General features: G+C 66.9%; 24 protein-coding genes and 2 pseudogenes. 11 read left to right on the top strand and 15 right to left on the bottom strand.

Annotated elements, in window-relative coordinates:
* Positions 1 to 44: 44 nt before the first annotated feature.
* On the top strand, positions 45 to 1,718 hold the full coding sequence (locus tag AC1DS0_RS09965; RefSeq protein WP_476814185.1) for an acyl-CoA dehydrogenase family protein: 1,674 nt from the start codon (positions 45 to 47) through the stop codon (positions 1,716 to 1,718).
* Between the two features lie 6 nt (positions 1,719 to 1,724).
* Here AC1DS0_RS09965 and AC1DS0_RS09970 read toward each other — a convergent pair whose 3' ends face one another.
* From AC1DS0_RS09970 to AC1DS0_RS09990, 5 genes are all read right to left on the bottom strand, one after another.
* Positions 1,725 to 2,054, bottom strand: a complete 330-nt coding sequence (locus AC1DS0_RS09970) for a DUF6968 family protein (protein ID WP_476814186.1) — start codon at positions 2,052 to 2,054, stop codon at positions 1,725 to 1,727.
* An 18-nt stretch (positions 2,055 to 2,072) separates the two neighbouring features.
* Entirely contained in the window at positions 2,073 to 2,591 is a 519-nt protein-coding gene (locus AC1DS0_RS09975) for a winged helix DNA-binding protein (RefSeq protein ID WP_476814187.1), read from the bottom strand.
* Positions 2,592 to 2,864: 273 nt separating this feature from the next.
* Complete coding sequence (locus tag AC1DS0_RS09980) at positions 2,865 to 3,860, bottom strand: TRAP transporter substrate-binding protein (RefSeq protein ID WP_476814188.1); 996 nt, start codon at positions 3,858 to 3,860, stop codon at positions 2,865 to 2,867.
* Positions 3,861 to 3,895: 35 nt separating this feature from the next.
* Positions 3,896 to 5,203, bottom strand: coding sequence for a TRAP transporter large permease (locus tag AC1DS0_RS09985; protein ID WP_476814189.1), 1,308 nt, complete (start codon positions 5,201 to 5,203; stop codon positions 3,896 to 3,898).
* A gap of 3 nt (positions 5,204 to 5,206) precedes the next feature.
* Entirely contained in the window at positions 5,207 to 5,755 is a 549-nt protein-coding gene (locus AC1DS0_RS09990; RefSeq protein WP_476814190.1) for a TRAP transporter small permease, read from the bottom strand.
* 233 nt (positions 5,756 to 5,988) lie between these two features.
* Here AC1DS0_RS09990 and AC1DS0_RS09995 point away from each other — a divergent pair.
* A pseudogene (locus tag AC1DS0_RS09995) lies at positions 5,989 to 7,510 on the top strand (hydantoinase/oxoprolinase family protein); the annotation flags it as partial.
* A gap of 92 nt (positions 7,511 to 7,602) precedes the next feature.
* Positions 7,603 to 9,588, top strand: a pseudogene (locus tag AC1DS0_RS10000) (hydantoinase B/oxoprolinase family protein); the annotation flags it as partial.
* A 3-nt stretch (positions 9,589 to 9,591) separates the two neighbouring features.
* Here AC1DS0_RS10000 and AC1DS0_RS10005 read toward each other — a convergent pair.
* Positions 9,592 to 10,014, bottom strand: coding sequence for a type II toxin-antitoxin system VapC family toxin (locus AC1DS0_RS10005; RefSeq protein WP_476814191.1), 423 nt, complete (start codon positions 10,012 to 10,014; stop codon positions 9,592 to 9,594).
* Entirely contained in the window at positions 10,014 to 10,259 is a 246-nt protein-coding gene (locus tag AC1DS0_RS10010; protein WP_476814192.1) for a type II toxin-antitoxin system VapB family antitoxin, read from the bottom strand. Before AC1DS0_RS10010 ends, AC1DS0_RS10005 begins: the two co-directional genes overlap by 1 nt.
* A 134-nt stretch (positions 10,260 to 10,393) precedes the next feature.
* On the opposite strand from AC1DS0_RS10010, the gene AC1DS0_RS10015 reads away from it, so the two are divergent.
* Complete coding sequence (locus tag AC1DS0_RS10015; RefSeq protein ID WP_476814193.1) at positions 10,394 to 11,089, top strand: SDR family oxidoreductase; 696 nt, start codon at positions 10,394 to 10,396, stop codon at positions 11,087 to 11,089.
* A 3-nt stretch (positions 11,090 to 11,092) separates the two neighbouring features.
* Here the strand turns inward: AC1DS0_RS10015 and AC1DS0_RS10020 are convergent, their stop codons facing one another.
* Positions 11,093 to 11,710 carry a LysE family translocator gene (locus AC1DS0_RS10020; RefSeq protein WP_476814194.1) on the bottom strand — a complete coding sequence of 206 codons (618 nt, stop codon included), beginning with the start codon at positions 11,708 to 11,710 and terminating at the stop codon, positions 11,093 to 11,095.
* Between the two features lie 94 nt (positions 11,711 to 11,804).
* Here AC1DS0_RS10020 and AC1DS0_RS10025 point away from each other — a divergent pair, with 94 nt between their 5' ends.
* The 4 genes from AC1DS0_RS10025 to AC1DS0_RS10040 all read left to right on the top strand — a co-directional run bounded on the left by AC1DS0_RS10025 (position 11,805) and on the right by AC1DS0_RS10040 (position 16,902).
* The gene (locus AC1DS0_RS10025) at positions 11,805 to 12,389 is read left to right on the top strand and encodes an N-acetyltransferase (protein ID WP_476814195.1); all 585 of its coding nucleotides are present in this window, start codon (positions 11,805 to 11,807) and stop codon (positions 12,387 to 12,389) included.
* A 139-nt stretch (positions 12,390 to 12,528) separates the two neighbouring features.
* Entirely contained in the window at positions 12,529 to 14,208 is a 1,680-nt protein-coding gene (locus AC1DS0_RS10030) for a methyl-accepting chemotaxis protein (protein ID WP_476814196.1), read from the top strand.
* A 67-nt stretch (positions 14,209 to 14,275) separates the two neighbouring features.
* Complete coding sequence (locus AC1DS0_RS10035) at positions 14,276 to 15,367, top strand: ATP-dependent DNA helicase (protein ID WP_476814197.1); 1,092 nt, start codon at positions 14,276 to 14,278, stop codon at positions 15,365 to 15,367.
* A 350-nt stretch (positions 15,368 to 15,717) separates the two neighbouring features.
* Positions 15,718 to 16,902 (top strand): MalY/PatB family protein, encoded by a 1,185-nt coding sequence (locus AC1DS0_RS10040; protein ID WP_476814198.1) that lies wholly within the window; start codon positions 15,718 to 15,720, stop codon positions 16,900 to 16,902.
* Positions 16,903 to 16,915: 13 nt separating this feature from the next.
* Here AC1DS0_RS10040 and AC1DS0_RS10045 read toward each other — a convergent pair whose 3' ends face one another.
* The 3 genes from AC1DS0_RS10045 to AC1DS0_RS10055 form a co-directional block, all read right to left on the bottom strand.
* Entirely contained in the window at positions 16,916 to 17,665 is a 750-nt protein-coding gene (locus AC1DS0_RS10045) for an SDR family oxidoreductase (protein ID WP_476814199.1), read from the bottom strand.
* An 80-nt stretch (positions 17,666 to 17,745) separates the two neighbouring features.
* The gene (locus tag AC1DS0_RS10050) at positions 17,746 to 18,495 is read right to left on the bottom strand and encodes an anti-sigma factor (protein WP_476814200.1); all 750 of its coding nucleotides are present in this window, start codon (positions 18,493 to 18,495) and stop codon (positions 17,746 to 17,748) included.
* On the bottom strand, positions 18,492 to 19,055 hold the full coding sequence (locus AC1DS0_RS10055; RefSeq protein WP_476814201.1) for a sigma-70 family RNA polymerase sigma factor: 564 nt from the start codon (positions 19,053 to 19,055) through the stop codon (positions 18,492 to 18,494). Before AC1DS0_RS10055 ends, AC1DS0_RS10050 begins: the two co-directional genes overlap by 4 nt.
* Before the next feature lie 201 nt (positions 19,056 to 19,256).
* Here AC1DS0_RS10055 and AC1DS0_RS10060 point away from each other — a divergent pair, with 201 nt between their 5' ends.
* The 3 genes from AC1DS0_RS10060 to AC1DS0_RS10070 all read left to right on the top strand — a co-directional run bounded on the left by AC1DS0_RS10060 (position 19,257) and on the right by AC1DS0_RS10070 (position 22,895).
* Positions 19,257 to 20,045, top strand: a complete 789-nt coding sequence (locus tag AC1DS0_RS10060) for a DUF4394 domain-containing protein (protein WP_476814202.1) — start codon at positions 19,257 to 19,259, stop codon at positions 20,043 to 20,045.
* A gap of 139 nt (positions 20,046 to 20,184) precedes the next feature.
* Positions 20,185 to 21,648, top strand: a complete 1,464-nt coding sequence (locus AC1DS0_RS10065; RefSeq protein WP_476814203.1) for a DUF1800 domain-containing protein — start codon at positions 20,185 to 20,187, stop codon at positions 21,646 to 21,648.
* 2 nt (positions 21,649 to 21,650) lie between these two features.
* Entirely contained in the window at positions 21,651 to 22,895 is a 1,245-nt protein-coding gene (locus tag AC1DS0_RS10070; RefSeq protein WP_476814204.1) for a DUF1501 domain-containing protein, read from the top strand.
* Positions 22,896 to 23,110: 215 nt separating this feature from the next.
* Here AC1DS0_RS10070 and leuD read toward each other — a convergent pair whose 3' ends face one another.
* From leuD to AC1DS0_RS10090, 4 genes are read right to left on the bottom strand one after another with little or no spacing between them, the layout of a single operon-like run.
* Positions 23,111 to 23,713 carry a 3-isopropylmalate dehydratase small subunit gene (leuD, locus tag AC1DS0_RS10075; RefSeq protein WP_476814205.1) on the bottom strand — a complete coding sequence of 201 codons (603 nt, stop codon included), beginning with the start codon at positions 23,711 to 23,713 and terminating at the stop codon, positions 23,111 to 23,113.
* 51 nt (positions 23,714 to 23,764) lie between these two features.
* Positions 23,765 to 24,397: a LysE family translocator gene (locus tag AC1DS0_RS10080; RefSeq protein ID WP_476814206.1), complete on the bottom strand. Its 633-nt coding sequence runs from the start codon at positions 24,395 to 24,397 to the stop codon at positions 23,765 to 23,767.
* A gap of 5 nt (positions 24,398 to 24,402) precedes the next feature.
* On the bottom strand, positions 24,403 to 24,861 hold the full coding sequence (locus AC1DS0_RS10085; protein WP_476814207.1) for a metallopeptidase family protein: 459 nt from the start codon (positions 24,859 to 24,861) through the stop codon (positions 24,403 to 24,405).
* The gene (locus tag AC1DS0_RS10090; RefSeq protein WP_476814208.1) at positions 24,861 to 25,106 is read right to left on the bottom strand and encodes a hypothetical protein; all 246 of its coding nucleotides are present in this window, start codon (positions 25,104 to 25,106) and stop codon (positions 24,861 to 24,863) included. The genes AC1DS0_RS10085 and AC1DS0_RS10090 overlap by 1 nt, the downstream gene beginning before the upstream one ends.
* Positions 25,107 to 25,132: the final 26 nt, after the last annotated feature.

Consider the following 25,132-nt stretch of genomic DNA (forward strand, 5'->3'; position numbering starts at 1 on the left):
GGCGATTCTTCCCTTATGCTGCGCCGCAACAAAGGGAGAGAGACATGAATGCTGCCGTCCTCAAGGCCGATTCCGAAGCCAATGCCGTCGCGCTGATCGCCGCCGCCTTGCCCGGTTTCGAGGCTCTGCTGGAAGAGGCAGTGGCTGCGGTCAGGCAGAAGGTGCTGGTCGACGGCCGCATCTCCTCGGCCAAGCTGGAGCAGGAGCAGCACGCCGCCCACGGCCTCTCCTGGCTCGCCACTTATGTGATGGGCCTGCGCGAGCTCAAGGCCTATGGCGAGCGCCTGCAGAGCGAGGATCGCTACGGCGCGATCGAGGACTACGCGATCCGGATCGGCGCCGGCGAGTACGCCGCCCAGATCTTCGGCGGCATCCCGATGAGCCAGGGCGAGATCGTCCGCCTGCCGACGCTCGGCCTCTCGGCCAAGGCCGTCGCCGCCGCCTGCTCGGACGCAGCCGAGCAGCTGATCGCCGAGGGCAACACACCGGAGAACCGCGCCCGCTTCGTGGCCTTGTTCAGCCAGAGCCAGGGCCTCGCCAGCGTCGGCGATCCCGGCCTCGACGAGACGCTTGAGGCGATCCGCTCGGAGATGCGCCGCTTCTGCGAGCAGCAGGTCACGCCGCATGCCCATGAATGGCATCTTCAGAACGAATACATCCCGATGCCGGTGGTCGAGCAGATGGCCGAGCTCGGCGTCTTCGGCCTGACCATCCCCGAGGAGTTCGGCGGCATGGGCCTGTCGAAGGTCTCGATGTGTGTCGTCTCCGAGGAGCTCTCGCGCGGCTATATCGGCGTCGGCTCGCTCGGCACCCGCTCCGAGATCGCCGCCGAGCTGATCCTGAACGGTGGTACCGACGAGCAGAAAGCCTATTGGCTGCCGAAGATCGCCTCGGGCGAGATCCTGCCGACCGCCGTCTTCACCGAGCCCAATACCGGCTCCGACCTTGCGTCGCTGCGCACCAAGGCGGTGAAGGACGGTGACGTCTGGAAGGTCTACGGCAACAAGACCTGGATCACCCACCCCGTGCGCGCCGACATCATGACGCTGCTGGTCCGCACCGATCCGGATGCGCCGGGCTATCGCGGCCTCTCCATGCTGATCGCCGAGAAGCCGCGCGGCACGGACGCCGAGCCGTTCCCGGTCGAGGGGCTGACCGGCGGCGAGATCGAGGTGCTCGGCTATCGCGGCATGAAGGAATATGAGCTCGCCTTCGACGGCTTCGAGGTGAAGGGGGAGAACCTGCTCGGCGGCGTCGAAGGGCAGGGCTTCAAGCAGCTGATGCAGACCTTCGAGGCCGCCCGCATCCAGACCGCGGCGCGGGCGCTCGGCGTCGCGCAATGTGCCTTCGATCTCGGCCTGCGCTATGCGCAAGAGCGCATTCAGTTCGGCAAGCCGCTGATCGCCTTCCCGCGCGTCGCCGACAAGCTCGCGATGATGGCGGCCGAACTCGTCATTGCCCGCCAGCTCACCTATTTCGCCGCCCGCGAGAAGGATGCCGACCGGCGCTGCGATCTGGAAGCCGGCATGGCCAAGCTGTTGGGCGCCCGCGTCGCCTGGGCGGCGGCCGACAACGCCCTGCAGATCCATGGTGGCAACGGTTTTGCGCTGGAATACCCGATCAGCCGCGTGCTCTGCGACGCCCGCATTCTCAACATCTTCGAGGGTGCGGCCGAGATCCAGGCGCAGGTGATCGCGCGGCGGCTGGTCGAGGGTTAGGGAAGATTACCCGTCGTACTCGGCATCGTTGCCGACGAGCAGGTCCCGAATGTTCTTTGGCACGGGATAGCCGTAGCCATCACCGGGCTCGATCCATCTAAGCCGGCCGGAACGGTGATAGTCGCTGGTGTAGAGGTCGGTCCCGATCGCCTTTAACGCCAGCAGCATCGCCTGTGTCGTATCGATGCCGTAGCCGAAACTGCGGCGCGGGCCGTCCGGCCAGCCGATCTCGTAGGCGCAGGACCAGTCGCGTTCGCCCTGGCGCGGAGCATCGATCGTGATGGGGACGGGGATGTCGCCGGACTCCGACGCGTAAGTCAGTGTCCTCCGCAACATGCCGTAGCCCTCGCGTTTCTAGAGACTCGCCGCCGCCCGCGCTGCCTGGTCGTACTGCCCGGAGAGCGAGCGCATCGCCGCGGCAATCTCCGACAGGCGGGCTGGGTCGATGCCGGTCGCCAGCACTGATTTGACCAACAACTGCTCGCGAATCTGGGCGTAGCGCTTGCAGGCTTCCTCGCCGGCGAGGGTAACCGCGACGGTCTTCTCCTTGCCCCTGCGCCCGCTCTTCAGCAGCTTCAGGCGTTCGAGCTTCTTCAGCGAATAGTTGACCAGATGCGTGTCCTCGATGTTGAGGACGAGGCAGATGTCGGCGAGGCGCTTGGCCTTGCCGCGATGGTTGACGTTGTGCAGGACGAGTACGTCCATCGGCGTCAGTTCCGGCACGCCCGCCGCCGTCATGGCGCGCAGCATCCAGCGATGGAAAGCATTGACGGTCATGGTCAGGGCGAACTCGAACTCCGACAGCGCCGGCATCGCGCCGGAGGCGAGATGGCCGGAGGAGACGATCGGGCCGAGGTCATCGGAGGGGTGCATGCTGTCTCTTGCCGGAAGGGGGCGGGAGGTGAGTGGCCTCCTTCTCCCCTCGGGGGAGAAGGTGTCTGCGCAGCAGACGGATGAGGGCGGTGCGACCGGGTGAGAGTCGGGCAGGTTGTGGCCCGTCCTTCCCTCATCCGTCAGCGCTTCGCGCTGCCACCTTCTCCCCCGTGCATGTCGGATGTTTCCGACATGCACCACTCTGAGTGCCAATCTCGGGCAAGCCCGAGATTGGTGGGAGAAGGGTTCACGTCGCCCTCGTCCTGGGCTGCCTCACATCTTCTTGTAGGCGTCGACGATCGCCTGGCCGTCGGCGCCGGCCTTCTTCAGCCAGTCGGCGGTCAGGGTGTCGCCGGCCTTCTTGAAGCCGTCCTTGAGAGCCGGCGAAGGCGCGTTGACCTTCATGCCCTTGCTCTTGAGCTGGTCGAGATACCAGTTGGTCTTCTCTTCCCAGAGCTTCCAGCCGCGGGCTTCGGCATCGGCCGAGGCCTTGAGGATCGCGTCCTGCGTCGCCTTGTCGAGGCCGGCGAAGGCGGCCTTGTTGACGAAGGTCGCATTCTTCGGGATCCAGGCCTGGACGTCGTAGAAATGCGTCAGCGTCTCCCAGGCCTTGGAGTCATAGCCGGTGCCGCCCGACGACATGAAGGAGTTGACCACGCCGGTCGCCAGCGCCTGCGGCAGCTCCGCCGCCTGGATCGTGACCGCCTGCATGCCGAGCAACTCGCCGAGGCGGGTCGTGCCGACATTGTAGGCCCGCCACTTCAGGCCCTTCATGTCCTCGATCGTGTTGATCTCCTTCTTGGCGTAGACGCCCTGCGGCGCCCAGGGGACCATGAACAGGAGCTTGATGCCCTGGCTGTCGAGCTTCTTCTCGACCGCCGCCTTCGAGGCGGCATAGAGCTTCTTCGACTCGACGAAGGAAGTGGCGAGGAAGGGCACGACGTCGATGCCGAAGATCGGGTCCTCGTTCTCGTGCAGCGACATCAGCACCTCGCCCATCTGGGCCTGGCCGGTCTGGACGGCGCGCTTGATCTCCGGCGCCTTGAACAAAGCGGCGTTGGCGTGGACGGTGATCGAGAGCTTGCCCCCGGTCGCGGTCTCGACATCCTTGGCGAAGGCGGCGAGGTTCTCGCTGTGCGGGTTGTCGGACGGGTAGGCCGCCGGCAGGTTCCACTTCGCCTGGGCGAAGGCCGCCGGGGCGGCGAATGTAAGGCTCGGGGCCGCGACGCCGGCGACGAGCAGGCCCTTGATGAAATCGCTGCGCTTCATGGTGTTCTCCGTTCCCTCTTGGTGGTGGTTGCGCATCATTTCGGAAAGGCGAGTTCGGGCAAGACCATCACGATCTGCGGGAAGACCGTAATGATCGCCACAGCGGCGACCAGTAGAAAAAAGAAGGGCAGGGCGGCGAGCGCGACCGTGTTCGAATCCTTGCCCGACATGGTCTGCAGCACGAACAGGTTGAAGCCGACCGGCGGCGAGACCTCGGCCATCTCGACGATCAGCACCAGGAAGATGCCGAACCAGACCAGGTCGAAGCCGGCGGCCTTGATCATCGGGATGACGATCGCGGTGGTCAGCACGATCATCGAGATGCCGTCGAGCGCGGTGCCGAGCACGATGTACATTACGGTGAGCGCGGCGATCAGCGCGTAGGGCGACAGGTGCAGGCTGTCGACCCATTCGGCGAGTGCCGCCGGGATGCCGGTATAGGCCATCGAGGTCGACATGAAGGAGGCGCCGGCGAGGATCAGCATGATCATGCAGGTGATCCGCGTCGTCCCCATCACGCTCAGCCAGAAGGCTTCCCTGGTCAGCGAGCCCGACCACCAGGCGATGCCGAAGGAGCCGAGCACGCCCCAGGCCGCGCATTCCGTCGCCGTCGCCCAGCCGAGCAGCAGCGACAGGAAGACCAGCGCGATCAGCAGCATGCAGGGGATGAGATTGGCCGATTCCCGGAGCTTCTCGCGCAGGCTCATCGTCGGCTCGGCCGGCGGCGCCTTGTCCGGATGCAGCATGTGCCAGATCGCGATGTAGCCGGAATAGAGCGCCATCACGAGCAGGCCGGGCAGGAAGCCGGCCAGGAAGATCTGGATGATCGAGACGTTCGCCGCCACCGCATAGACCACCATGGTGATCGAGGGCGGGATCAGGATGCCGAGCGTGCCGGCGCCGGCGAGCGAGCCGAGTGCGAGCTTCTCGTCATAGCCGCGGCGCTTCAGCTCGGGCAGGGCGATCTTGGCGACGGTGGCGCAGGTCGCGGCCGAGGAGCCGGAGACCGAGCCGAAGATGCCGCAAGCCAGCACGTTGACGTGCATCAGCCGGCCCGGCAGCCAGTTCAGCCAGGGGGCGAGGCCGCGGAACATCTCTTCCGACAGCTTCGTTCGATAGAGAATCTCGCCCATCCAGATGAAGAGGGGCAGGGCGGCGAGTGTCCAGGAGGCGCTGTTGCCCCAGATCGTCGTTGCGAGCACGGAGCCGGCCGGAATGCCGCCGGCGACGAACTGCATCGCCACCCAGCCGCAGGCCATCAGCGAAATCGCGATCCAGACGCCGCCCGCCAGCATGATGATCAGCAGGACGAGCAGCAGCGCGGAGATTTCCATCATCGACATGGGTCAGACTCCGCTCGCCATGGCGCGTTCGACGATCTCCTCGTCGGATTGCGGCGGCGGCTTCTCGTAGCGCGGCGGCTGGCCACGCAGCACGACGTGGACGAACTCGTCGAGCATGGCGATGAACAGGATGGTGAGGCCGCCGGAATAGCCGAGCTGCGGGATCCACATCGGCATGGCGACGACGCCGCCGGCGACGTCGTTGAACTCGTAGGACTGCCAGGTCATCACCACGGCGTGCCAGGCGAAGAAGCCGGCGAAGCCGAGGCCGAGGACCAGCGAGAAGACCTCGAAGAACCAGCGCTTGCGGCCCTGGAAGCGGTCGATCAGCAGGCCGACCCGGATCATCTCGCCGGACTTGAAGGTATGGGCGAGGCCGAGAAAGGCCATCGCAGCCATGCACCAGGAGGCGAAATCGTCGCCGGCGGGGATGTTGAAGCCGACTTCGCGGCCGATCGAGAGGCCCATCATCAGGACGAGGATCGCGATCAGGAACAGGCCGGCGGCATAGCCGGAGAAGAGATAGAGCGCGTCGAGAAAGCGGCGGATCATGCGCGCGCCTCGCGACGATGCGTCGCTGCGCCGGGCCGCTCGGCCATGCGCAAAGCAACGGTTGCCAGGACCGGTCCTGTCATGAAAGCCTCCCCTAAGATCGGTCCGGCCCCTCAGCCATGTCCCGATCGCTAAAGCCGATCCTAATCGGCGAAATGAGCTTGTCAACGTTTCATCGACGATTTATCGATGAAACGTCAAAGAGCCATACTGGCCAATAATCGGGGGATCAGATGACCGCGAGCCGTTGGGATTTCTGGATCGACCGTGGCGGCACCTTCACCGACGTGATCGGCCGCGATCCTGCAGGCAAATTATATGCCCGCAAGCTGCTCTCCGAGAATCCCGGCGCCTATCGTGACGCCGCCGTCCAGGGCATCCGCGATCATCTGGGCCTGAAGACTGGCGAGCCGATCCCGGCCGGCACGGTCGGCGAGGTCCGCATGGGCACGACGGTCGCGACCAATGCACTCCTCGAGCGCAAGGGCGACCGCACTTTGCTGGTCACGACAAAGGGTTTCCGCGATGCGCTGCGCATCGGCTACCAGGCCCGGCCCGACATCTTCGCCAAGGAGATCATCAAGCCCGAGCAGCTCTACGACGCCGTGGTCGAGGTCGATGAGCGCGTCCTCGCCGACGGCTCGGTCGAGAAGGCCGCCGACGAGGCCGCGATCCGCGCCGCCTTGCAGGCGCAGTTCGATGCCGGCTTCCGCGCCGTCGCCATCGCCTTCATGCACGGCTACCGCTATCCGGCGCATGAGCAGCTTGCCGCCAAGGTCGCCCGCGAGATCGGTTTCCCTCAGGTCTCGGTCAGCCATGAGGTCTCGCCGCTGATCAAGCTGGTCGGGCGCGGCGACACCGCCGTGGTCGACGCCTATCTCTCGCCGATCCTTGCCCGCTATGTCGCGCAGGTCTCGGAAGAGCTCGACATCGCCCGCACCGGCGCGCGGCTGATGTTCATGATGTCCTCGGGCGGCCTCACCGCCGCCGAGCTGTTCCAGGGCAAGGATGCGATCCTCTCCGGCCCGGCCGGCGGCGTCGTCGGCCTCGCCGAGACCGGCCGCTCGGCCGGCTTCGACAAGGTCATCGGCTTCGACATGGGCGGCACCTCGACCGACGTCGCCCATTTCGACGGCGAATACGAGCGCGCCTTCGAGACCGAGGTCGCCGGCGTGCGCATGCGTGCGCCGATGATGCTGATCCATACGGTCGCAGCCGGTGGTGGCTCGATCCTGCATTTCGACGGCTCGCGCTTCCGGGTTGGTCCCGATTCCGCCGGCGCCAATCCCGGCCCCGCCGCCTATCGCCGCGGCGGCCCGCTCGCCGTGACCGATGCGAACGTCATGGTCGGCAAGCTGATCCCGTCCTATTTCCCGCCGATCTTCGGCCCCGGCCAGGACCAGCCGCTCGATGTCGCGACGGTGCGCGAGAAGTTCGCGACGCTCGCTAGCGAGGTCGGCGATGGCCGTTCCCCGGAGGAGGTCGCTGACGGCTTCGTCCAGATCGCCGTCGCCAATATGGCCGAGGCGATCAAGAAGATCTCGGTCCAGCGCGGCTACGATATCACCCGCTATGCGCTGAACTCCTTCGGCGGCGCCGGCGGCCAGCATGCCTGCCTCGTTGCCGATGCGCTCGGCATCAAGACCGTGCTGCTGCACCCGTTCTCCGGCCTGCTCTCCGCCTATGGCATGGGCCTCGCCGAGATCCGCGCCACCCGCACCGCGGCGCTTGATGTGCCCCTGGATGCCGACGCCAAGGCTGCGATCGGTACGCTTTCCGACAGGCTCGGCGCCGAGGCGAAGGGCGAAGTCGCCGGGCAGGGCGTGCCGGATGGCGATATCGCTATCCATGTCCGCGCCCATATCCGCTATGCCGGCACCGACACCGCGATCGCGACGCCCTTCGGCAGCCGCGCCGAGATGCAGGATGCCTTCCAGGCGGCGCACAAGGCCCGCTTCGGCTTCATGGACGAGACCAAGGCGCTGGTGGTCGAGGCGGTCGAGGTCGAGGCCGTCGGCGGCGGCGCCCGCTTCGAGGAAGCAGCAGCGGCTGAGAATGCCGGCGAGCCCGGAATCGCCGAGCGCACCCGCTTCTTCTCGAAGGGGCAGTGGCACGAGGCGGCGATCGTCCGGCGCGAGGCGATGGCGCGGGGGCAGGGCATTGCCGGTCCGGCCATCGTGATCGAGCCGAACCAGACCGTCGTGGTCGAGGATGGCTGGACCGCCAGGCTGACGGCGAAGGACCATCTCGTCCTGACCCGCAGCAAGGCGCTGGTGCAGAACGCGGCGATCGGCACCAAGGCCGATCCGGTCATGCTCGAGATCTTCAACAACCTGTTCATGTCGATCGCCGAGCAGATGGGCGTGACGCTGCAGAACACCGCCTATTCCGTGAACATCAAGGAGCGGCTCGACTTTTCCTGCGCGGTCTTCGACCAGACCGGCGCGCTGGTCGCGAACGCGCCGCACATGCCGGTGCATTTGGGCTCGATGGACCGTTCGGTCGAGACGGTGATCTCGAACAATCCGGTGATCCGCCCCGGCGACGTCTACTGCCTGAACGCGCCCTATAACGGCGGCACGCATCTGCCCGACATTACGGTCTGCACCCCGGTCTTCGACAATGAGGACAGGAACATCCTGTTCTGGGTGGCGAGCCGCGGCCACCACGCCGATGTCGGCGGCACCGCGCCGGGCTCGATGTCGCCGCTGGCGACCAATATCGAGGAAGAAGGCGTCTATATCGACAACTTCAAGATCGTCGATCAGGGCCGCTTCTGCGAGGAGGGACTGGTCAAGCTCCTGACCGGCGCGCGCTGGCCGGTGCGCAACGTCGTCCAGAACGTCAACGACCTGAAGGCGCAGATCGCTGCGAACGAGAAGGGCGTGGCGGAGCTGCGCAAGATGATCCGCTCCTTCGGCCTCGACGTGGTCCAGGCCTATATGGGCCATGTCCAGGACAATGCCGCCGAGAGCGTCGCGCGCCTGCTGACCCGCCTGCACGACTCGGAATTCACCTATCCGATGGACCAGGGCTGCGCGATCAAGGTGAAGATCACCATCGATCGCGAGAAGCGCGAAGCGACCGTCGACTTCACCGGCACCTCGCCGCAGCGCGAGGACAATTTCAACGCGCCGGCACCTGTCACCCGCGCAGCCGTGCTCTACGTTTTCCGCGTCATGGTCGACGACGCGATCCCGATGAACGCCGGTTGCCTGCGCCCGATCAAGGTGATCGTGCCGGAGGGCTCGATGCTGGCGCCGCGCTATCCGGCGGCCGTCGTCGCCGGCAATGTCGAGGTCAGCCAAGCCGTGACCAACACGCTGTTCGGCGCGCTCGAGGCGATGTCGTCCTCGCAGGGCACGATGAACAACCTGACCTTCGGCAACGACCAGTATCAGTATTACGAGACGATCTGCTCGGGCTCGCCGGCGGGGCCGGGCTTCAACGGCACCTCGGGCGTCCACGTCCACATGACCAATTCGCGCCTGACCGATCCGGAGATCCTGGAGACGCGCTTCCCGGTCGTGCTCGAGGACTTCCACATCCGCGCCGGCTCGGGCGGCAAGGGCGAGTGGAATGCCGGCGACGGCACCAGCCGCACCATCCGTTTCCTCAAGACGATGGACTGCGCCATCCTCGCCTCGCACCGCAAGGTCCGCCCCTTCGGCATGAAGGGCGGCGAGCCCGGCGAGCTCGGCCGGACGCTGGTCCGGCGGTTTTCCGGAGAGATCGAGGAGCTCAAGCCGTCAGACCAGACGCTGCTGCAGGCCGGCGAAGCGGTGACCGTGATCACGCCGACCGCCGGCGGCTATGGAAAGCGCAAGGGCTGAGGCTCAAGCCAAGTCGGTTTGCGCGAAATCGTTGCCCTTGTAGAGCAAGGGCAAATCGCGGCTGCGGGCGCAGGCATAGGCGAAGCAGTCACCGAAATTGAGTGAGGCCGGGCTGCCGACCGCGCGGCTATAGCGCTTCGCTGCCTCGATCGCAGCGCGGCCGATCTCCGGCGTCACCGAAATCTCCTCGGCGTCGAGATCGGCGACGAATTGCCGGATGCTCGCCTCGGATTGGCTGATCGTTTCCGCATTGGGCTCGCGGCCTGCTGCCCGCGCCTTCTTCGCGGCAAGCCCGAGAACCGCCTCAAACAGCCCCGGCGGTGACACACTCAGAGGCGTTGTGGCCGCTTCTATCTGCTCGATCAAAGCGTCTGCGTCGGATTCGCGGCCGAGGATCGCGACGATCGCGGATGCGTCCAGGTACATCAGCGTTCGCCCCACATCTCATCGGTGAAACGCTTCATGTCGAAATCGCCAGACGCCTCGCCCATCGCATCGGCGAGGGCGAGGCTGCGCGCGAGTCGTTGCCGCAGCGGCTTGTCGGCCTCGATGCGGGCAAGCTCGTTCTCCAGCGCAGCCTTGACGGCCTCGGTCTTGGTACGCGCGCCCGTCGCCCGTTGCACGCGTTCGGCCAGGACATCCACGGCATCGTCGCGAATATAGAGGGGCATGGATAGTCTCCTATGAATATTCAAATAGGGTCATATGAATATTCATGCAAGCGCTGCGGGATGGCAGGGTTCGCCTCCCGATGACGAAGGCAGGCAGCGCGCCTATCTGAAGTCTCTAGAGACGGAGACCGACCATGCCCCAGACCTGGATGATCACCGGTGCCAATCGCGGCATCGGCCTGGCCTTGACGATGGAATTGCTGCGGCGGGGCGACCATGTCGTCGCCGCAGCGCGCGAACCCTGGGGCGGGGCTTTGGCGGAGGTCGCCGGCGGGCAGGCCGGGACGCTGACTCCGCTCGAGCTCGACGTGACCTCCGACAAGAGCGTCGCGGCAGCCAAGCAGGCGCTCGATGGCCGGCCGATCGACGTGCTCGTCAACAATGCCGGCGTCTATGGCCCGCGTGACCGGCAATCGGCGCTCGACATGGACTTCAAGGCCTGGCGCGAGGTCTTCGAGGTCAATGTCTATGCCCCCTTACGGGTGGCACAGGCCTTCCTGCCCAATATCGAAGCGGGTTCCGGCCGCAAGATCGTGACGATCTCGAGCCGCATGGGCTCGATCGGCAGCAATCCCTCCGGCGCCATCGCCTATCGCTCCTCGAAGGCGGCGGTGAACATGGCGATGGTCGGCTTCGGCAATGCGGTGCGCGCCAGCGAGGTCGCCGTGCTGCTCTTCCATCCCGGCTGGGTCCGTACCGACATGGGCGGCGGTGGCGCCGATATTCCGCCGACGGAAAGCGCCGCCGGGCTGATCGCCACGATCGACGCTTCCGGCATGGCTCAGACCAACAGCTTCCGCAATTGGAAGGGCGAGGCGATCCCCTGGTAGGGATCAGCTTCCGCGGGTCGAGGCGAGCCAGAGCCCGCCGCCGATCAGGAAGCCGCCGCTGACCTTGGACATCAGCCGGACGCGCCGCTGCGACAGGAAGCGGCCGGCGCGGCCGGAGAGGATCGCGTAGGCGCCGTCGCTGAGCGCGGCGAACAGCATCGTGGTCGCGCCCATGATCGCAATCTGGGTGGCGTGGTCACGGGCTGGATCGAGGAACTGCGGGAAGAAGGCGCCAAAGAAGACCAGTGTCTTCGGATTGCTCAGCGCCACCAGCAAGCCCTGCAGGAAGAAGCCACCGCGCGGTGGACGCGCTTCTGTTCCGCCCTCGGCGGTCGCGCCGGCGCTGCGGTACATCTTCCAGCCCAGCCAGATCAGATAGGCGGCGCCGGCGAGCCTGACCCAGTCGAACCAATGGCCCATCGCCGCGATCACCGAGCTCAGGCCGATGCCGACGATCGCGATCATGATCGCGAGGCCCGCTTGCGTTCCCGCCACGTTGAGGAGCCCGGCGCGGCTACCATGCCTCAGGCTGTTGGCGATGATGAGCGTGACGGTCGGGCCGGGTACGATGATGATGACCAGGCAGGCGACGAGATAGGCGGCGAAGAGTTCGAGTGACATGGAGGGAGCCTCCCGGCGGGCTTGGCGGCCGCCTTGAAGACGGCGCGTCATTCCTCTCCTGTTTGCGCCGGCCTGTCGAGAGAGGGGAGCGCGCGTGCAGAAGGCGGATTTTCAAGTCGTCCCGCTGACGCCGGAGCTTTGGCCGGCGCTGGAGGATCTCTTCGGCCCGCAGGGGCCCTGCTATGGCTGCTGGTGCAATCATTTCCGCATGCCGCCGAAATTGCGCAAGCCGCTGCTCGGCGAGGGCGCGCGGCTGCTGTTCGAGGGCCGGGTGAAGGCAGGTCCGCCTCCGGGGGGGCTCGCTTTCGCCGGCGAGGCTCCTGTCGGTTGGCTGCAGATCGGCCCGCGGGCGCATGTGCCCGAATGGAATAATCCACGCCGGGCCTCGACGCCGCTGCCGGATGCGCCGGCGCAGGATGAGCGCAACTGGGCGGCCTCCTGCTTCTTCGTGCGCAAGGGCTTTCGCGGCAAGGGCGTCACGGCGGCGCTGCTGGCTGGTGGGGTCGTTTTCGCACGGGCGAGCGGCGCATGCTTGGTCGAGGCCGCGCCAATGAACAACGAGGCCAGGCGCAGCGCCGATGGGCTCTATGTCGGTCCGGAGAGCGTGTTCCAGCGCGCCGGTTTCGTCGAGGTCACCAGGCAGAAGCCGGGTAGACCGCTGATGCGCTTCGTCCTGTAGCTGGAGCGTCCTCGCGGGAGAATCGAAAGGGTCGATGTCAAGCCAAATATTTTATATTTTTTAGATACTTAGCTGGCTCCGTTAAGGATCTGTTTGTCTCGCACTTGCGAAAGCTCTGCCCGCTGACGAAGCGGTGAAGATGATGCGGCCGTTCGGGCTTACAGCCAAGATCACTGTCCTGTTCGCGATCTTCGGGATCGCGGCTGCCCTCGGTTTGGCGAGCGCGGTCAGCGGCCTCGATTCTGTCCATGGGATCGATCGGGAGGCCTTTGCCGGACAGCAGCTCGCCAACAAGGCGGCGCTGCTGTCGAGCCGGGTCGCGCAAGCTTCGCTCCTCAGTCGCTTCGACGATGCGACGGAGCCGGGGGCGGTCGCAACCGCGCTCGACCAGCTCGATGAAGCGGTCGAGCTGGTCGATGCCGCCCGCGCCAATCTGCTGTCGTCGCTGCCTGCCGGCCAGCGCCAGGTCAATGCCGCGCTCGATCCTCGCATCAAGACGTTCATCGCCTTTCAGCGCGACATCGTCGACATCGGCCGGCGCATCTCACCGAAGGCGGCGCTGATCGAAGCCTCGGCCGCCGAGGCGCGCGAGAACGTCCGCCAGATCATCGCGGCGACGGCGCGGCTCCGCGACGATCTCGATCGTCAGGCCGGCCTCGCCGCCAGCCGCGCCGGCGCTCTGGCGCAAGAAGTCAGGCTGCGTGTGATCCTGATTGCCGCCGGCCTGCCGCTGGCTGGCGGCCTGATCGCGATCCTGCTGTTGCGGACCTATCTGACGCGGCCCTTGCGCGTGCTGATGGAGACCATCGCGAGGGTCACCTCCTCGGACCGGGCCGTCGAGGTGCCCTATGGCAAACGGCGCGACGAGATCGGCCAGCTCGCCCGGACGGTGCGCACGCTGAGCGAGGTCCGCGCCACGCTGGTCACCCGCGATGCCGAGGCCGATCTGGCACAGCAGCATCGGCAGCACCGGACGGAGGAACTGCACAGGATCGCCCAGGAGTTCGAGGCGCGCATCGGCCGTCTGCTCGCCGATATCGGCCGGCTGAGCGAAGGCCTGCGCGCGGCGCTCGCCTCATCCGCCCTCCGTGCCGGCCAGATCTCGCACAGCGGCAACGCTGCGGCTGAGGCCGTCGCTGGAGCTGGCGACGAGGCGATACGCATCGCCGATGCCGCCATGCGGCTGGAGGAGGTCGTCGAGCAGATCAATCGCGAGGTCCGGCGTGTCTCCGAGACCGCCAGCCTCGCGACCCGCGATGCCGCCGGCACGGTCGGCCTCGTCGGCCGGCTGACCGAGAACGCCGGCAAGATCCGCGACGTCGTCCAGCTGATCGAGGCGATTGCGCGCCAGACCAATCTGCTTGCGCTCAACGCGACGATCGAGGCGGCCCGCGCCGGCACGCATGGCCGCGGCTTCGCCATCGTCGCCAGCGAGGTGAAGGCGCTGGCGACGCAGACCGCCGATGCGACGGCGCAGATCTCCAGGCGGATCGCGACCGTGGACATCGCGCTGTCGCAGGCCGCGCAGGCGATCATCGGCATCGCCAGCCGGGCCGGCGCGGTCGAGCAGGCGAGCACCGAGATCTCGACCATGGTTGCCTCGCATACCGGCCTGCTGCAGGGGCTGGGCGAGACCATTGCGCGTATCTCGGTGGTCACCGGGCAGGCGGCGGCCGCAGTGACGACGATCGCTGGCGCCGGTGTCCAGACCACTGCCCATGCCGAGCAGGGCGCGAGCGGCGCCCGCCAGCTCGACGAGCGCATCTCCGCCCTGCAGGCGGAGGCCGACGAATTCGCCCGGCGCCTGCGCGCCGCCTGAACCGGCTTGCCTTGGCCGCCCGACTCGCGGCCTTGTGCGCCATGCCCAAAAGCATCCGCATCCATCCATGAGCTGGTCGCCGCAGCAGGACGCGGCGCTCGCTGCCGTGGCCGATTGGCTGAAGGTCGGCTCGCCGCAGCTCTTCCGCCTGTTCGGCTATGCCGGCACGGGCAAGACCACGCTCGCCCGGCACATCGCCGAGGGCGTCGACGGCACCGTCGTCTTCGCCGCCTTCACCGGCAAGGCGGCGCTGGTGCTGCGCAACAAGGGCTGCGAGGGCGCGCAGACCATCCATTCGCTGATCTACCGCTCGCGCGGCGTCGATGAGGAGAGCCCGACCTTCGTGCTCAACCGCGAGAGCACTGCCGCCAAGGCCAAGCTGATCATCATCGACGAATGCTCGATGGTCGACGAGGAGTTAGGGCGCGACCTGCTCTCCTTCGGCACGCCGGTGCTGGTGCTGGGCGACCCGGCGCAGCTGCCGCCGGTCAAGGGCGGCGGCTTCTTCACCGAGGCCGAGCCCGACATCATGCTCACCGAGGTCCATCGCCAGGCGGCCGACAACCCGATCGTGCGCATGTCGATGATCGTGCGTGAAGGGGGCCGGCTCGAGATCGGCGACTACGGCGCGAGCCGGATCATCCGGCGCGCCGAGATCACGCCGGAGATCGTGCTCTCGGCCGATCAGGTCCTGGTCGGCCTCAACAAGACGCGCCGGCTCTACAATGCCCGCATGCGCCAGCTCATGGGCCATGTCGCCAATGTCCCGGCGGTCGGCGAGAAGCTGGTCTGCCTGCGCAACGACAAGAGCAAGGGCCTGCTCAATGGCGGCGCCTGGATCGTGCAGGAGCTGAAGACCTCGAAGAAGGGCCTCATCACCATGCGGGTGACGCCGGAGGACGATACCGGCGGCAAGCCGGTCAAGGTCTCGGTCATGCCCAACTTCTTTGATGGCACCGAGGACGAGGTGCCCTGGGAGCTTCGCCGCCATACCGACGAGTTCACCTTCGGCTACGCCCTCACCGTGCATAAGGCGCAGGGCTCGCAATGGGACAACATCGTCATGTTCGACGAAGCCTTCGCCTTCCGCGAGCACCGGGCGCGCTGGCTTTATACCGGCCTGACCCGTGCGGCGCAGACGATCACGTTGGTAATGTAGCTTACAAGAACGATCCTTGGCTTTGACTGGTCGCAGCAATGAGCTCGCGGTCATTCCGGGGCAGCCCGCAGGGCTGAGCCCGGAACCCAGAACCGATGCCGGCTGTGAGCGAGGCGCCGCGGCGGCAGCGCCCTTCCGGACAGGGCATCGGTTCTGGGTTCCGGGCCCATGGCTTCGCCATGTCCCGGAATGACCGGAGAATCACACCATCGGTCATCGCTGAAGGCCGTTAGTATTGTTCCGCCAGACCGCCACGGTAGATTGGAATTGCGCAAAACGCTGCTGGCGTAGAAGAATTTTCTTGGTATGCGATGATCTCGTGCTGGCCCGGCAATGCATCGGAACCTGAGATGATCGCAGCTTCGACCTTTGACTTGCACATCGACCGCCGCGGCAGCAATTGCGCTAAATGGGACAAGATGGAGGCCATCTACGGCGTGCCGGCCTCCGAGGGCATCGCCATGTGGGTCGCCGACATGGATTTCCGGCCGCCGGCTTGCGTGCAGGCCGCGGTCGAGGCGATGGCCGCCCATGGCATCTACGGCTATTTCGGCCACGAGAAGACCAACAGCGACGCCATCCGCTGGTGGATGCAGGAACGCCATGGCTGGGAGGTCGCACCGGAAGCGATCTTTACCACGCATGGGCTGGTGAACGGCACTGCGCTCTGCGTCGACGCCTATACCAAACCGGGCGATGGCGTCGTGCTGATGACGCCGGTCTATCACGCCTTCGCCCGCGTCATTAAGGCGGCCGGCCGCGATGTCGTCGAATGCCGGCTCGCACAGCAGGATGGCCTCTACGTCCTCGACATCCCTGCCTGGGATGCGCAGATGACCGGCAAGGAAAAGATGCTGGTGCTGTGCTCGCCGCATAATCCGGGCGGGCGGGTCTGGAGCCGTGACGAGCTTCGCCAGATCGCCGATTTCTGCGTCCGCCACGACCTGATCCTGGTTTCGGACGAGATCCACCACGACCTCGTCATGCCCGGCTACAAGCACACCGTCATGCCTCTCGCTGCGCCGGAGATCATCGATCGCCTGGTGATGATGACCGCGACGACCAAGACCTTCAACATCGCTGGCGCTCATGTCGGCAATGTCATCATCCCTGACGAGAAACTGCGTGCGCCTTTCCGTGCCCGGATGAACGCGCTTGGCATCTCCCCGAACTCCTTCGGCATGGAGATGTCGACCGCCGCCTACAGCAAGGAGGGCGCCGCCTGGGTCGATGCGCTCGCCGCCTATCTCGACGGCAACCGCCGGGTCTTCGACGCTGCCATCAACGCCATCCCCGGCCTGCGCTCGATGCCGCTGGAAGCGACCTATCTCGCCTGGGTCGACTTCTCCGGCACTGGCATGGAGCCGAAGGATTTCATCGCCCGCGTCGAGAAGCAGGCGAAGATCGCGGTCAACCACGGCAACAGCTTCGGCGCCGGCGGCGACAGTTTCCTGCGCTTCAATCTGGCGACCCAGCGCGCCGTCGTGGTCGAGGCGGCCGAGCGCCTGAAGCAGGCCTTCGCCGATCTGCAGTGAGCGCGGCTTCTGCTCAGAAATGCGCGAGATAGCCGCCGTCGACCGGTAGCGTCACGCCGGTGACATAGGCCGCTTCCGGCGAGCACAGGAAGGCTACGGCGCCGACGAGCTCGTTGGGAACGCCCCAGCGCCCGATCGAGGTCCGCTGCGCCAGCATGCCGGCGATGCCGGGATCGGCGACGAGGCCGGCATTGGCCTCGGTCGCGAAGAAGCCGGGCGCGACGGCGTTGACCGTGATGCCGCGCGGGCCGAGCTCGGCCGCAAGCGCGCGGGTGAGCGCCTCCAGCCCGCCCTTGGTCGCGATGTAGCCGGGATCGCCTGCCCGCGCGATCGAGCCGGCGATCGAGGTGATGTTGACGATGCGCCCGCCATCCGGAATGTGCCGGGCGAGCCGCCGCACCAGGTCGAAGGGCGCGACGAGATTGACCTCGAGCAAGGCCCGGAAGGCGGCACGGTCGAGCGCATCGAGCGGCCGGCGATCGCGCAAGCCGGCATTGTTGACGAGGATGTCGATGCGGGGATGACGGGCGACCAGCGCTTCAAGTGCCCGCGCGGTCGCCTCCTCATCGGCGAGATCGGCGGCGAAGGTCGAGACCGCGAGGCCTTCCGCCGCCAATTCAGCGGCAGCGCCATCGAGCACGTCTTGGCTGCGGCCATGGATCACGGCGTGCGCGCCGCGCGCGGCAAGCCCTTTGGCGATCGCGAGGCCGAGGCCCTTGCCGGCCCCGGTGATCAGGGCCGTTCGTCCGTTCAGATCAGTCATTGCCTCTAGCCGTCAGCCCTGCAGGTCCACCGTGCTTGTCGCTCGGCGGCGTCCTATCGCGTCAGCACTGGCTCGGTCCATCACAGCCGCTGCGAAGTCGTGCCCTTGGCGATGATCGGGCCGGTCGGGCGCCCGGTCGGCGAGCCCGATGCAGGCTCCAGCGTGATCTCGAAGAGCTGGCCATTGCCGAGCGGCAGATTGTCGAGCCGCAGGGGTGTCGAGCGCGCGCGATCGATCAGGCCGACCGAGCGCGGGCCGACGGCGCGATCCCACAACGTCCAGATCTCGAGCGCCTTGCCGGCCGGCACGTCGATGCTCTGCAAGGGCAGCATCTCGACGCGCCCGTCGGCGAAGGTATTGACCACGGCGGCGGCCGCATTGCCCTCGGTCAGCAGCACCGCGACCATCAGCGGTTGACGCCTGGCGCGATCGAGCGCGCCGAAGAGGCCGACGGCCAGCAGCACGCTCGCCAATGCCCCGGCGAGGGCCGCGCCGCGCCAGACGAACAGGCTGTTCCACCACTCGGCGAGGTGGCTGGAGCCGGCCATTGTCGGCCGCGACGTCGCGGCCGAGGCCGGTTGCAGCAGGCCCGCCAGTCCAGTCTCGATCCGGGACCAGAGGTCGGCGGGTGGCGCGAGCGGCGTGGCAGTCGCATCGAGTGCAAAGAAGTGCTGCCGCCAACGCTCGACCGAGGCGGCGAAATCGCGATCCGTGTCGAGGCGGCGCTCGATGGCCGCGCATTCCGTCCCGTCGAGCAGGCCGAGCACATATTCGCCGGCGAGCGCGTCACGCTCGGGCGGTGTCAGGGAGGCATCGTGCAGAGCGCTCATCCGAGGCACTCCTTCAGCGAGAGCAGCGAACGGCGGATCCAGGATTTCACCGTGCCGAGCGGCAGCTTGAGGCGGCCGGCGATTTCGCCATGGGTGAGGCCCTGGACGAAGGCGAGCAGGACGAGGCCGCGCCGCTGCGGCGAGAGCGTCTCCAGGCAGGCTCGCAGCGCGCTGGCGTCCGACAGCTTCGACATCACGGTCTCGGGATCGTCCTCCTCACTCGCCGTTTCCTCGGCGATCGGGGTGTCGCTGGTCTCGGTGCGCTTCTCGTCGCGCAGGATCGAGAGCGAACGATTGCGCAGGATCGCGTAGATCCAGGTCAGGCCGGCGCCGCGTTCGGGATCGAAGCGGCCGGCATGCCTGAAGATCAGCACGAACGCATCCTGCACCGCTTCCTCCGCCAGGGCCCGGCGCTTCAGCAAACGCTGCGCCACACCGAGCATACGCGGCGACTCCGCTTCGTAGATGCGGCGGAGCGCAGTTTTATCGCCGGCGGCGCAAGCGAGCAGCGCGGCTTCGATCTCGCCGAGCTCTCCTGATTGCTTCACGTCGGTCGCCATCCGTCTCCCCGGTCTCCGGCCGTCCTCGTGAGAGCGGCGGCTCATAGTTACGCGATGCCGCTCGTCATGGATGCAGGCTGCGGCTTTTATTTTTGCACCCGCATCCGATCCCGAAACTCGCCGCTATCCGTCATGGGTGCCGCGCCGCAGGAGGCGTCGGCCAGCCCCTTTGAGATCGCGACACGAACCGGAGAACATCACATGACCAAGGCTCGCAACCTGCTTCTCGCTTCCACCATTCTCAGCGCAGCTTTCGCGGCGACTGCAACCCAGGCCGGCACGCTCGCCGTCCTGACCGGCGACGACACGCTGACCATGGTCGATACCGCGACCCAGAAGGCCGGCAAGTCGATGAAGGTTAGCGGCATCAACGGCAAGATCGCCGGCATCGATGTCCGCCCGGCCGACGGCATGCTCTATGCGCTTAGCCTCGACGGCACGGTCTACACGGTCGACAAGGCCGGCAAGGCCACGATGAAGTCGAAGATGGACACGGTGCTGCCCGCCAGCACCATGGCGACGGTCGACTTCAACCCGGCGGCCGATCGTCTGCGCGTCATCGGCGCCGATGGCACCAATCTTCGCGTCAATGTCGACGACGGCAAGACCACGGTCGACGGCAAGCTGAAGTTCGCCGAGACCGACATGCACAAGGGCGAGACGCCGATGGTCGTCGCCGGCGCCTATAGCAATTCGGTCAAGGGCACCAAGGAGACGGCGCTCTACGACATCGATGGCAAGATCAGCGGGCTCCTGAAGCAGGCGCCGCCGAATGATGGCGTGCTCGGCGCGATCGGCAAGCTCGGCGTTACTCCGAAGGCGATCGCCTTCGACATCGAGACGGCGGCCGATGGCACGAATACCGGCTGGCTCGTCGCCGATGGCGGCCTCTACAAGGTCGACCTGACCTCGGGCAAGGCCGCGATGGTCGGCAAGATCGGCGGGCTCACCGCGCCGGTGCGTGATGTCGCGGCGCTGCCGGCGATGTGACCCGAACGCATCCTGCGATCTACAGGAGGCCGCCGCTCCCGAGGGAGTGGCGGCCTTTTTCCGTTGCGGAGACGGTCGGGCTTTCGCCATAGTTGCAGTGGAGTCTGCGGATGGCGACGCAGATGGCGGAGGCGAGGGCATGGCGGATTGGTCAGACCCACGCTTGAGGATGCTGGCCCTGCAACGCTTCGGCCTCGGCCTGAAGCCGGGGCAGGGCGGAACGGTTGCAGACGTTCGCGAGCGCCTGCTCGCGGAGATTCGCAGTGAAGGCGCGCCGCAGCCGCGCGTCAGCTTCTCCGGCGCCGCGCCGATCGGCCGGGCGCTCTACGCCTTCGAGGATGAGGAACGCGCTGCGCGTGAGGCAAAGCGCGTCGCCGCCCAGCAGGGCAGCGGGCAGCAGGCCATGGGGCAGGGCGTACAGGTCGCCGCCGCGTCGCCCATGCCCGGCCAGCCCCAGAGCCCGACGGCGAAACCACCGCAACTCGAGCCGCCCTTTCCGGCGAAAGTCTATCGCGAGGAAGCGGTCGCCCGCGTCCAGGGTGCGCTGGAGGCGGAGGCCGGCTTCGCCGAGCGGCTCGTGCAGTTCTGGTCGAACCATTTCTGCGTCTCGGTCGCCAAGGGCAATTTCGTCCGCGCCATGGCCGGCGCCTTCGAGCGCGAGGCGGTCCGCCCCAACATCTTCGGCCGCTTCGAGGATCTGCTGGTCGCGGTCGAGAGCCATCCCGCTATGCTCAATTTCCTCGACAACCAGCTCTCGATCGGCCCGGATTCGCGCGCCGGCAAGCGCCGCGGCCGTGGTCTCAACGAGAACCTCGCTCGCGAGATCATGGAGCTGCATACGCTCGGCGTCTCCGGCGGCTACACGCAAGCCGACGTCACCTCACTGGCGCGGATCATCACCGGCTGGACGGTGGTCGGGCGCGATGCCCGCCTCGGCTTTCCCGGCTCCTTCGCCTTCAATCCCGGCCTGCACGATCCCGGCGGCCAGAGGCTGCTCGGCAAGGTCTACCGGCAGGAGGGCAAGGAGATGGGCATGGCGGCGCTCGCCGATCTCGCCCGCCATCCGAGCACAGCCAGTTTCATCGCCCGCAAGCTCGCCCGCCATTTCGTCGCCGATGATCCACCGCAGGCGCTGGTCGCCGAACTCGCTCGTACGTTCCGCGAGACCGGTGGCGACCTCGCTGCGCTCTCGCGGGCGCTGGTGACCTCGGAGCTTGCCGGGGCAGCACCGGCGACCAAGCTGCGCACGCCGCAGGAGTTCCTGGTCGCCTCGTTCCGGGCGCTCGGCCGCAAGCCGGATTTTGGCCAGATCGCCGGGCCGCTCGGCGTGATGGGCCAGCCGCTCTGGCAGCCTTCCGGGCCGGACGGCTATCCCGACAGCAACGCCGCCTGGGCGACGCCGGAAGGGATCAAGACCCGCATCGACGTCGCTGCCCAGCTCAGCCGGCAGGCCGCCGGTTCGGTCGCCGATCCGCGCGCGCTGGTCGAGGAGGTACTCGGCCCGCTCGCTTCGCCACAGACACGGCAGGCGGTGGCGCGTGCCGAGAGCAAGCCTCAGGCGCTCGCACTGCTGCTGATGTCGCCTGAATTCCAGCGGAGGTGAGCATGGCCGCCGACGATGACGATTGCGAACGCATGACGCCCTCGCGCCGGGCCGTGCTCGGGGCGGCCAGCGCGCTCTTCGCCTGGTCCTATATGCCGAAATTCGCCCATGCGGCGGCGGGTTCGCGCGATGCCCGCTTCCTGCTGGTGGTTCTGCGCGGCGCGCTCGACGGGCTTTCGGCCGTGCCGCCGCTCGGCGATCCCGCCTACGCCGATCTGCGCGAAGGCATCGCGCTGGGCAAGGACGGGCCGGAGGCGGCGTTGCCGCTCGACGGCTTCTTCTATCTGCACCCGGCGATGCCGAACCTGGCGCGGCTCTATGCCGGCGGGCAGGCGGCGATCGTCCATGCCAGCGCCACCGGCTATCGCGAGCGCTCGCATTTCGACGGGCAGGACGTGTTGGAGAGCGGGCAGGGCGGCCCGGGCAAGACTGACTCAGGTTGGCTCAACCGTTTGATCGCCAGCTTGCCGCCGGGCGAGGCGGTGTCGCGCCATGGTGCGCTCGGCGTCGGCGTGGTGCCGCCTTTGGTGGTGCGTGGCGCGGCGCCGGTGCTGGGCTGGGCGCCGCCGCGCATGGCGCGGGCCGGCGCCGATCTCGTCCAGCGCCTCGGCGATCTCTATGGCGAGCGCGATCCTGCTCTAGCGCTGGTGCTGAAGCGAGCGATCGAGACCGAACTGATCGCGTCCAGGCAGGGCGCGGAGCAGCCGCGCGGCGGCGGCGGGCCTGATAGTGCCGAGGGCATGAAGCGGATCGCTGAGGGCGCAGCGAGGCTGGTCGGCGCCGAGGATGGCCCGCGCATCGCCGCTTTGGCTTTCGAGGGCTGGGACACGCATGCCAATGAGGGCGGTGCCAAGGGAAGGCTCGCCACGCTGCTCGGCGGGCTCGACGGCGCGCTTGCTACCTTCGAGAGCGGGCTCAAGCCGGTCTGGAAGGACACGGTGGTGATGGTCGTCACCGAGTTCGGACGCACCGCTCGCGTCAACGGCACGGTCGGCACCGATCACGGCACCGGCACGGTCGCCTTCCTGGTCGGCGGCGCGGTCAAGGGCAAGCGGATGATCGTCGATTGGCCGGGCTTGAAACCCGAGCAACTGCACGAGCAGCGCGATCTCAGGCCGACCACAGACATCCGCGCCGTCGCCAAGGGTGTGGTCGCCGACCTGTTCGGGCTGTCCGGCCCGGTGCTGGCCGAAAAGGTGTTTCCGGGCACCGGCGGGCTCGCGCCGATGCAGGGGCTGGTCGTCTAGCCTCCTTCTCCCACCGATCTCGGGCTTGCCCGAGATCGGTACTTTAGGTGGTCCATGTCGGAAACATCCGACATGGACTGGGGAGAAGGTGCCGGCAGGCGGATGAGGGCGTTATGACGGGGTGAGGCACCACAAAAAGGGCCGCTTGCGCGACCCTTCCCTCATCCGTCAGCGCTTCGCGCTGCCACCTTCTCCCCCGAGGGGAGAAGGGAAGATCACGCCCAGGCGCGGCCCTTCAGCTTCTCCTCGAAGGCGTCGATTTTGCTCGACTTCTCCATAGTGAGGCCGATGTCGTCGAGGCCGTTGAGCAGGCAGTGCTTGCGGAACGGATCGATCTCGAAGTTCACCGTGCCGCCGTCCGGCCCCTTGATGCTCTGGTTCACCAGATCGACGGTCAGCGTCGCGTTCGAGCCGCGGTCGGCGTCGTCGAACAGCTTGTCGAGATCTTCCTGGCTGACCACGATCGGCAGGATGCCGTTCTTGAAGCAGTTATTGTAGAAAATGTCGGCGAAGCTGGTGGAGATCACGCAGCGGATGCCGAAATCGAGCAGGGCCCAGGGCGCATGCTCGCGCGACGAGCCGCAGCCGAAATTGTCGCCGGCGACGAGGATCTCCGACTTGCGATAGGCCGGCTGGTTCAGGACGAAGTCCGGATTCTCCGAGCCGTCCTCCTTGTAGCGCATCTCCGAGAACAGCGCGGTGCCAAGGCCGGTGCGCTTGATCGTCTTCAGATACTGCTTGGGGATGATCATGTCGGTGTCGACATTGATCACCTTCAGCGGGGCGGGGGTCGAGGTCAGGGTGGTGAAGGGCTGCATGGCGGATACTCCGGCAGGTCTTGTCTGGTCAGGATAGGGCGGCGGCGCGCGTCAGAGCTGCGCCGTCAGGAGCTTGAAGCTGGCGAAGGTGAAGAAGGCGGCGAGGCAGGCTTCCGCCCGGCGGCGGATCCTGCGGTAGCCCGCCACCATCGAGGCGGTCGAGAACAGCCAGGCATAGGTCTGGTTGATCGCGAGCGAGATCGTCAGGCAGCCGAGGATGATGGCGTAGAGCACCACCGCCGGCGTTTCGGGCCTGAGGCCGAGCGCGATGATCGCCGTCCAGCTCAGGATCGCTTTCGGGTTGGTGAGGTGCATCAGGTAGCCGCGCAGATAGAGGCGGCGGCCCGAGCCACTGGCTTTCGGCGGCGGCATCTCCGCCTGCATGGCCGAGCGCGCCGAGCGCCAGGCCAGGAACAGGAGATAGAGCCCGCCGACGATCTTGATGGCGTAGAGCGCGCCGGGATGGGCGACGATCAGCGCGGTGACGCCGACCGCGGCGAGGATGCCCCAGGTCAGCGATCCCGTGGTGACGCCGAGCGCAAGCGTCATCCCGGCTTTCCGACCATGCTCCATCGAGGTCGCCATCACCTGGAGATTGCTCGGTCCAGGGCTGGCGACGGCGATGAAGAAGGCCGAGAAGACCAAGGCGAGGTCAGGCAGGTGGCGGGTCAGTTCGTCCAGCATGTCTTTTATCCCGCTGCCTTCTCGATTGCGTCCATGTCGTCGTCGTCGAAGCCGAAATGGTGGCCGATCTCGTGGACGAGCACATGGGTGACGATGGCGCCCAGCGTCTCGTCGTGCTCCGCCCAGTAGTCGAGGATCGGCCGGCGATAGAGATGGATGGTGTTGGGCATCTGCCCGGTCTGCGGAGCATAGCCCTGCTGCGGCAGGCCTACGCCCGAGAACAGGCCGAGCAGGTCGAAGGGGCTCTCGGCCTCGAGCTCTTTCAGCACGTCGTCCTCGGGGAACTCGGTGACGTTGATGACGAGATCGGCGCAGAGCTTGCGGAAATCCTCGGGCAGACGGTCATAGGCCGCCTGCGCCAGGATCTCGAACTCGGCGCTCGAAGGCGCGCGCACGCCGTCCCAGTCGAGGCCCTGCGAGGCCTCGCCCGAAGCGGCTGCCTTGATCGACGGAACGCTGCCCATCACCAGATCTTCAGTTGATGCCCGAGCCACCAGGACAGGCCGATAAAGGCGATCAGCGAGAGACCGCGGCCGATTCTGCGGCCCCAGAGCTCGATGTCGTCGCCTTCCGGCGCGTCCTTGCCGGAGAAGTGGTCGGCCGCGCGCCCCATGGAGGAGCCGAGGAAACTCTCATCGTCGCGCCTGACGCGATCGAGCGCTTCCTTGGCCTCCTTGGCACGGGCGGCTTCGCGGGGATCGGTGCTCATGACGTCCTCCCGCGAATCGAACCGCT

The organism is Allobosea sp. P4_H5, assembly GCF_056400825.1.

Bases quoted from the DNA above. Each gene is read 5' to 3' on its own strand.
- AC1DS0_RS09965 (WP_476814185.1), top strand. From the start codon at position 45: ATGAATGCTGCCGTCCTCAAGGCCGATTCCGAAGCCAATGCCGTCGCG.
- AC1DS0_RS09970 (WP_476814186.1), bottom strand. From the start codon at position 2,054: ATGTTGCGGAGGACACTGACTTACGCGTCGGAGTCCGGCGACATCCCC.
- AC1DS0_RS09975 (WP_476814187.1), bottom strand. From the start codon at position 2,591: ATGCACCCCTCCGATGACCTCGGCCCGATCGTCTCCTCCGGCCATCTC.
- AC1DS0_RS09980 (WP_476814188.1), bottom strand. From the start codon at position 3,860: ATGAAGCGCAGCGATTTCATCAAGGGCCTGCTCGTCGCCGGCGTCGCG.
- AC1DS0_RS09985 (WP_476814189.1), bottom strand. From the start codon at position 5,203: ATGTCGATGATGGAAATCTCCGCGCTGCTGCTCGTCCTGCTGATCATC.
- AC1DS0_RS09990 (WP_476814190.1), bottom strand. From the start codon at position 5,755: ATGATCCGCCGCTTTCTCGACGCGCTCTATCTCTTCTCCGGCTATGCC.
- AC1DS0_RS10005 (WP_476814191.1), bottom strand. From the start codon at position 10,014: ATGTACCTGGACGCATCCGCGATCGTCGCGATCCTCGGCCGCGAATCC.
- AC1DS0_RS10010 (WP_476814192.1), bottom strand. From the start codon at position 10,259: ATGCCCCTCTATATTCGCGACGATGCCGTGGATGTCCTGGCCGAACGC.
- AC1DS0_RS10015 (WP_476814193.1), top strand. From the start codon at position 10,394: ATGCCCCAGACCTGGATGATCACCGGTGCCAATCGCGGCATCGGCCTG.
- AC1DS0_RS10020 (WP_476814194.1), bottom strand. From the start codon at position 11,710: ATGTCACTCGAACTCTTCGCCGCCTATCTCGTCGCCTGCCTGGTCATC.
- AC1DS0_RS10030 (WP_476814196.1), top strand. From the start codon at position 12,529: ATGATGCGGCCGTTCGGGCTTACAGCCAAGATCACTGTCCTGTTCGCG.
- AC1DS0_RS10035 (WP_476814197.1), top strand. From the start codon at position 14,276: ATGAGCTGGTCGCCGCAGCAGGACGCGGCGCTCGCTGCCGTGGCCGAT.
- AC1DS0_RS10040 (WP_476814198.1), top strand. From the start codon at position 15,718: ATGATCGCAGCTTCGACCTTTGACTTGCACATCGACCGCCGCGGCAGC.
- AC1DS0_RS10045 (WP_476814199.1), bottom strand. From the start codon at position 17,665: ATGACTGATCTGAACGGACGAACGGCCCTGATCACCGGGGCCGGCAAG.
- AC1DS0_RS10050 (WP_476814200.1), bottom strand. From the start codon at position 18,495: ATGAGCGCTCTGCACGATGCCTCCCTGACACCGCCCGAGCGTGACGCG.
- AC1DS0_RS10055 (WP_476814201.1), bottom strand. From the start codon at position 19,055: ATGGCGACCGACGTGAAGCAATCAGGAGAGCTCGGCGAGATCGAAGCC.
- AC1DS0_RS10060 (WP_476814202.1), top strand. From the start codon at position 19,257: ATGACCAAGGCTCGCAACCTGCTTCTCGCTTCCACCATTCTCAGCGCA.
- AC1DS0_RS10065 (WP_476814203.1), top strand. From the start codon at position 20,185: ATGGCGGATTGGTCAGACCCACGCTTGAGGATGCTGGCCCTGCAACGC.
- AC1DS0_RS10070 (WP_476814204.1), top strand. From the start codon at position 21,651: ATGGCCGCCGACGATGACGATTGCGAACGCATGACGCCCTCGCGCCGG.
- leuD (WP_476814205.1), bottom strand. From the start codon at position 23,713: ATGCAGCCCTTCACCACCCTGACCTCGACCCCCGCCCCGCTGAAGGTG.
- AC1DS0_RS10080 (WP_476814206.1), bottom strand. From the start codon at position 24,397: ATGCTGGACGAACTGACCCGCCACCTGCCTGACCTCGCCTTGGTCTTC.
- AC1DS0_RS10085 (WP_476814207.1), bottom strand. From the start codon at position 24,861: ATGGGCAGCGTTCCGTCGATCAAGGCAGCCGCTTCGGGCGAGGCCTCG.
- AC1DS0_RS10090 (WP_476814208.1), bottom strand. From the start codon at position 25,106: ATGAGCACCGATCCCCGCGAAGCCGCCCGTGCCAAGGAGGCCAAGGAA.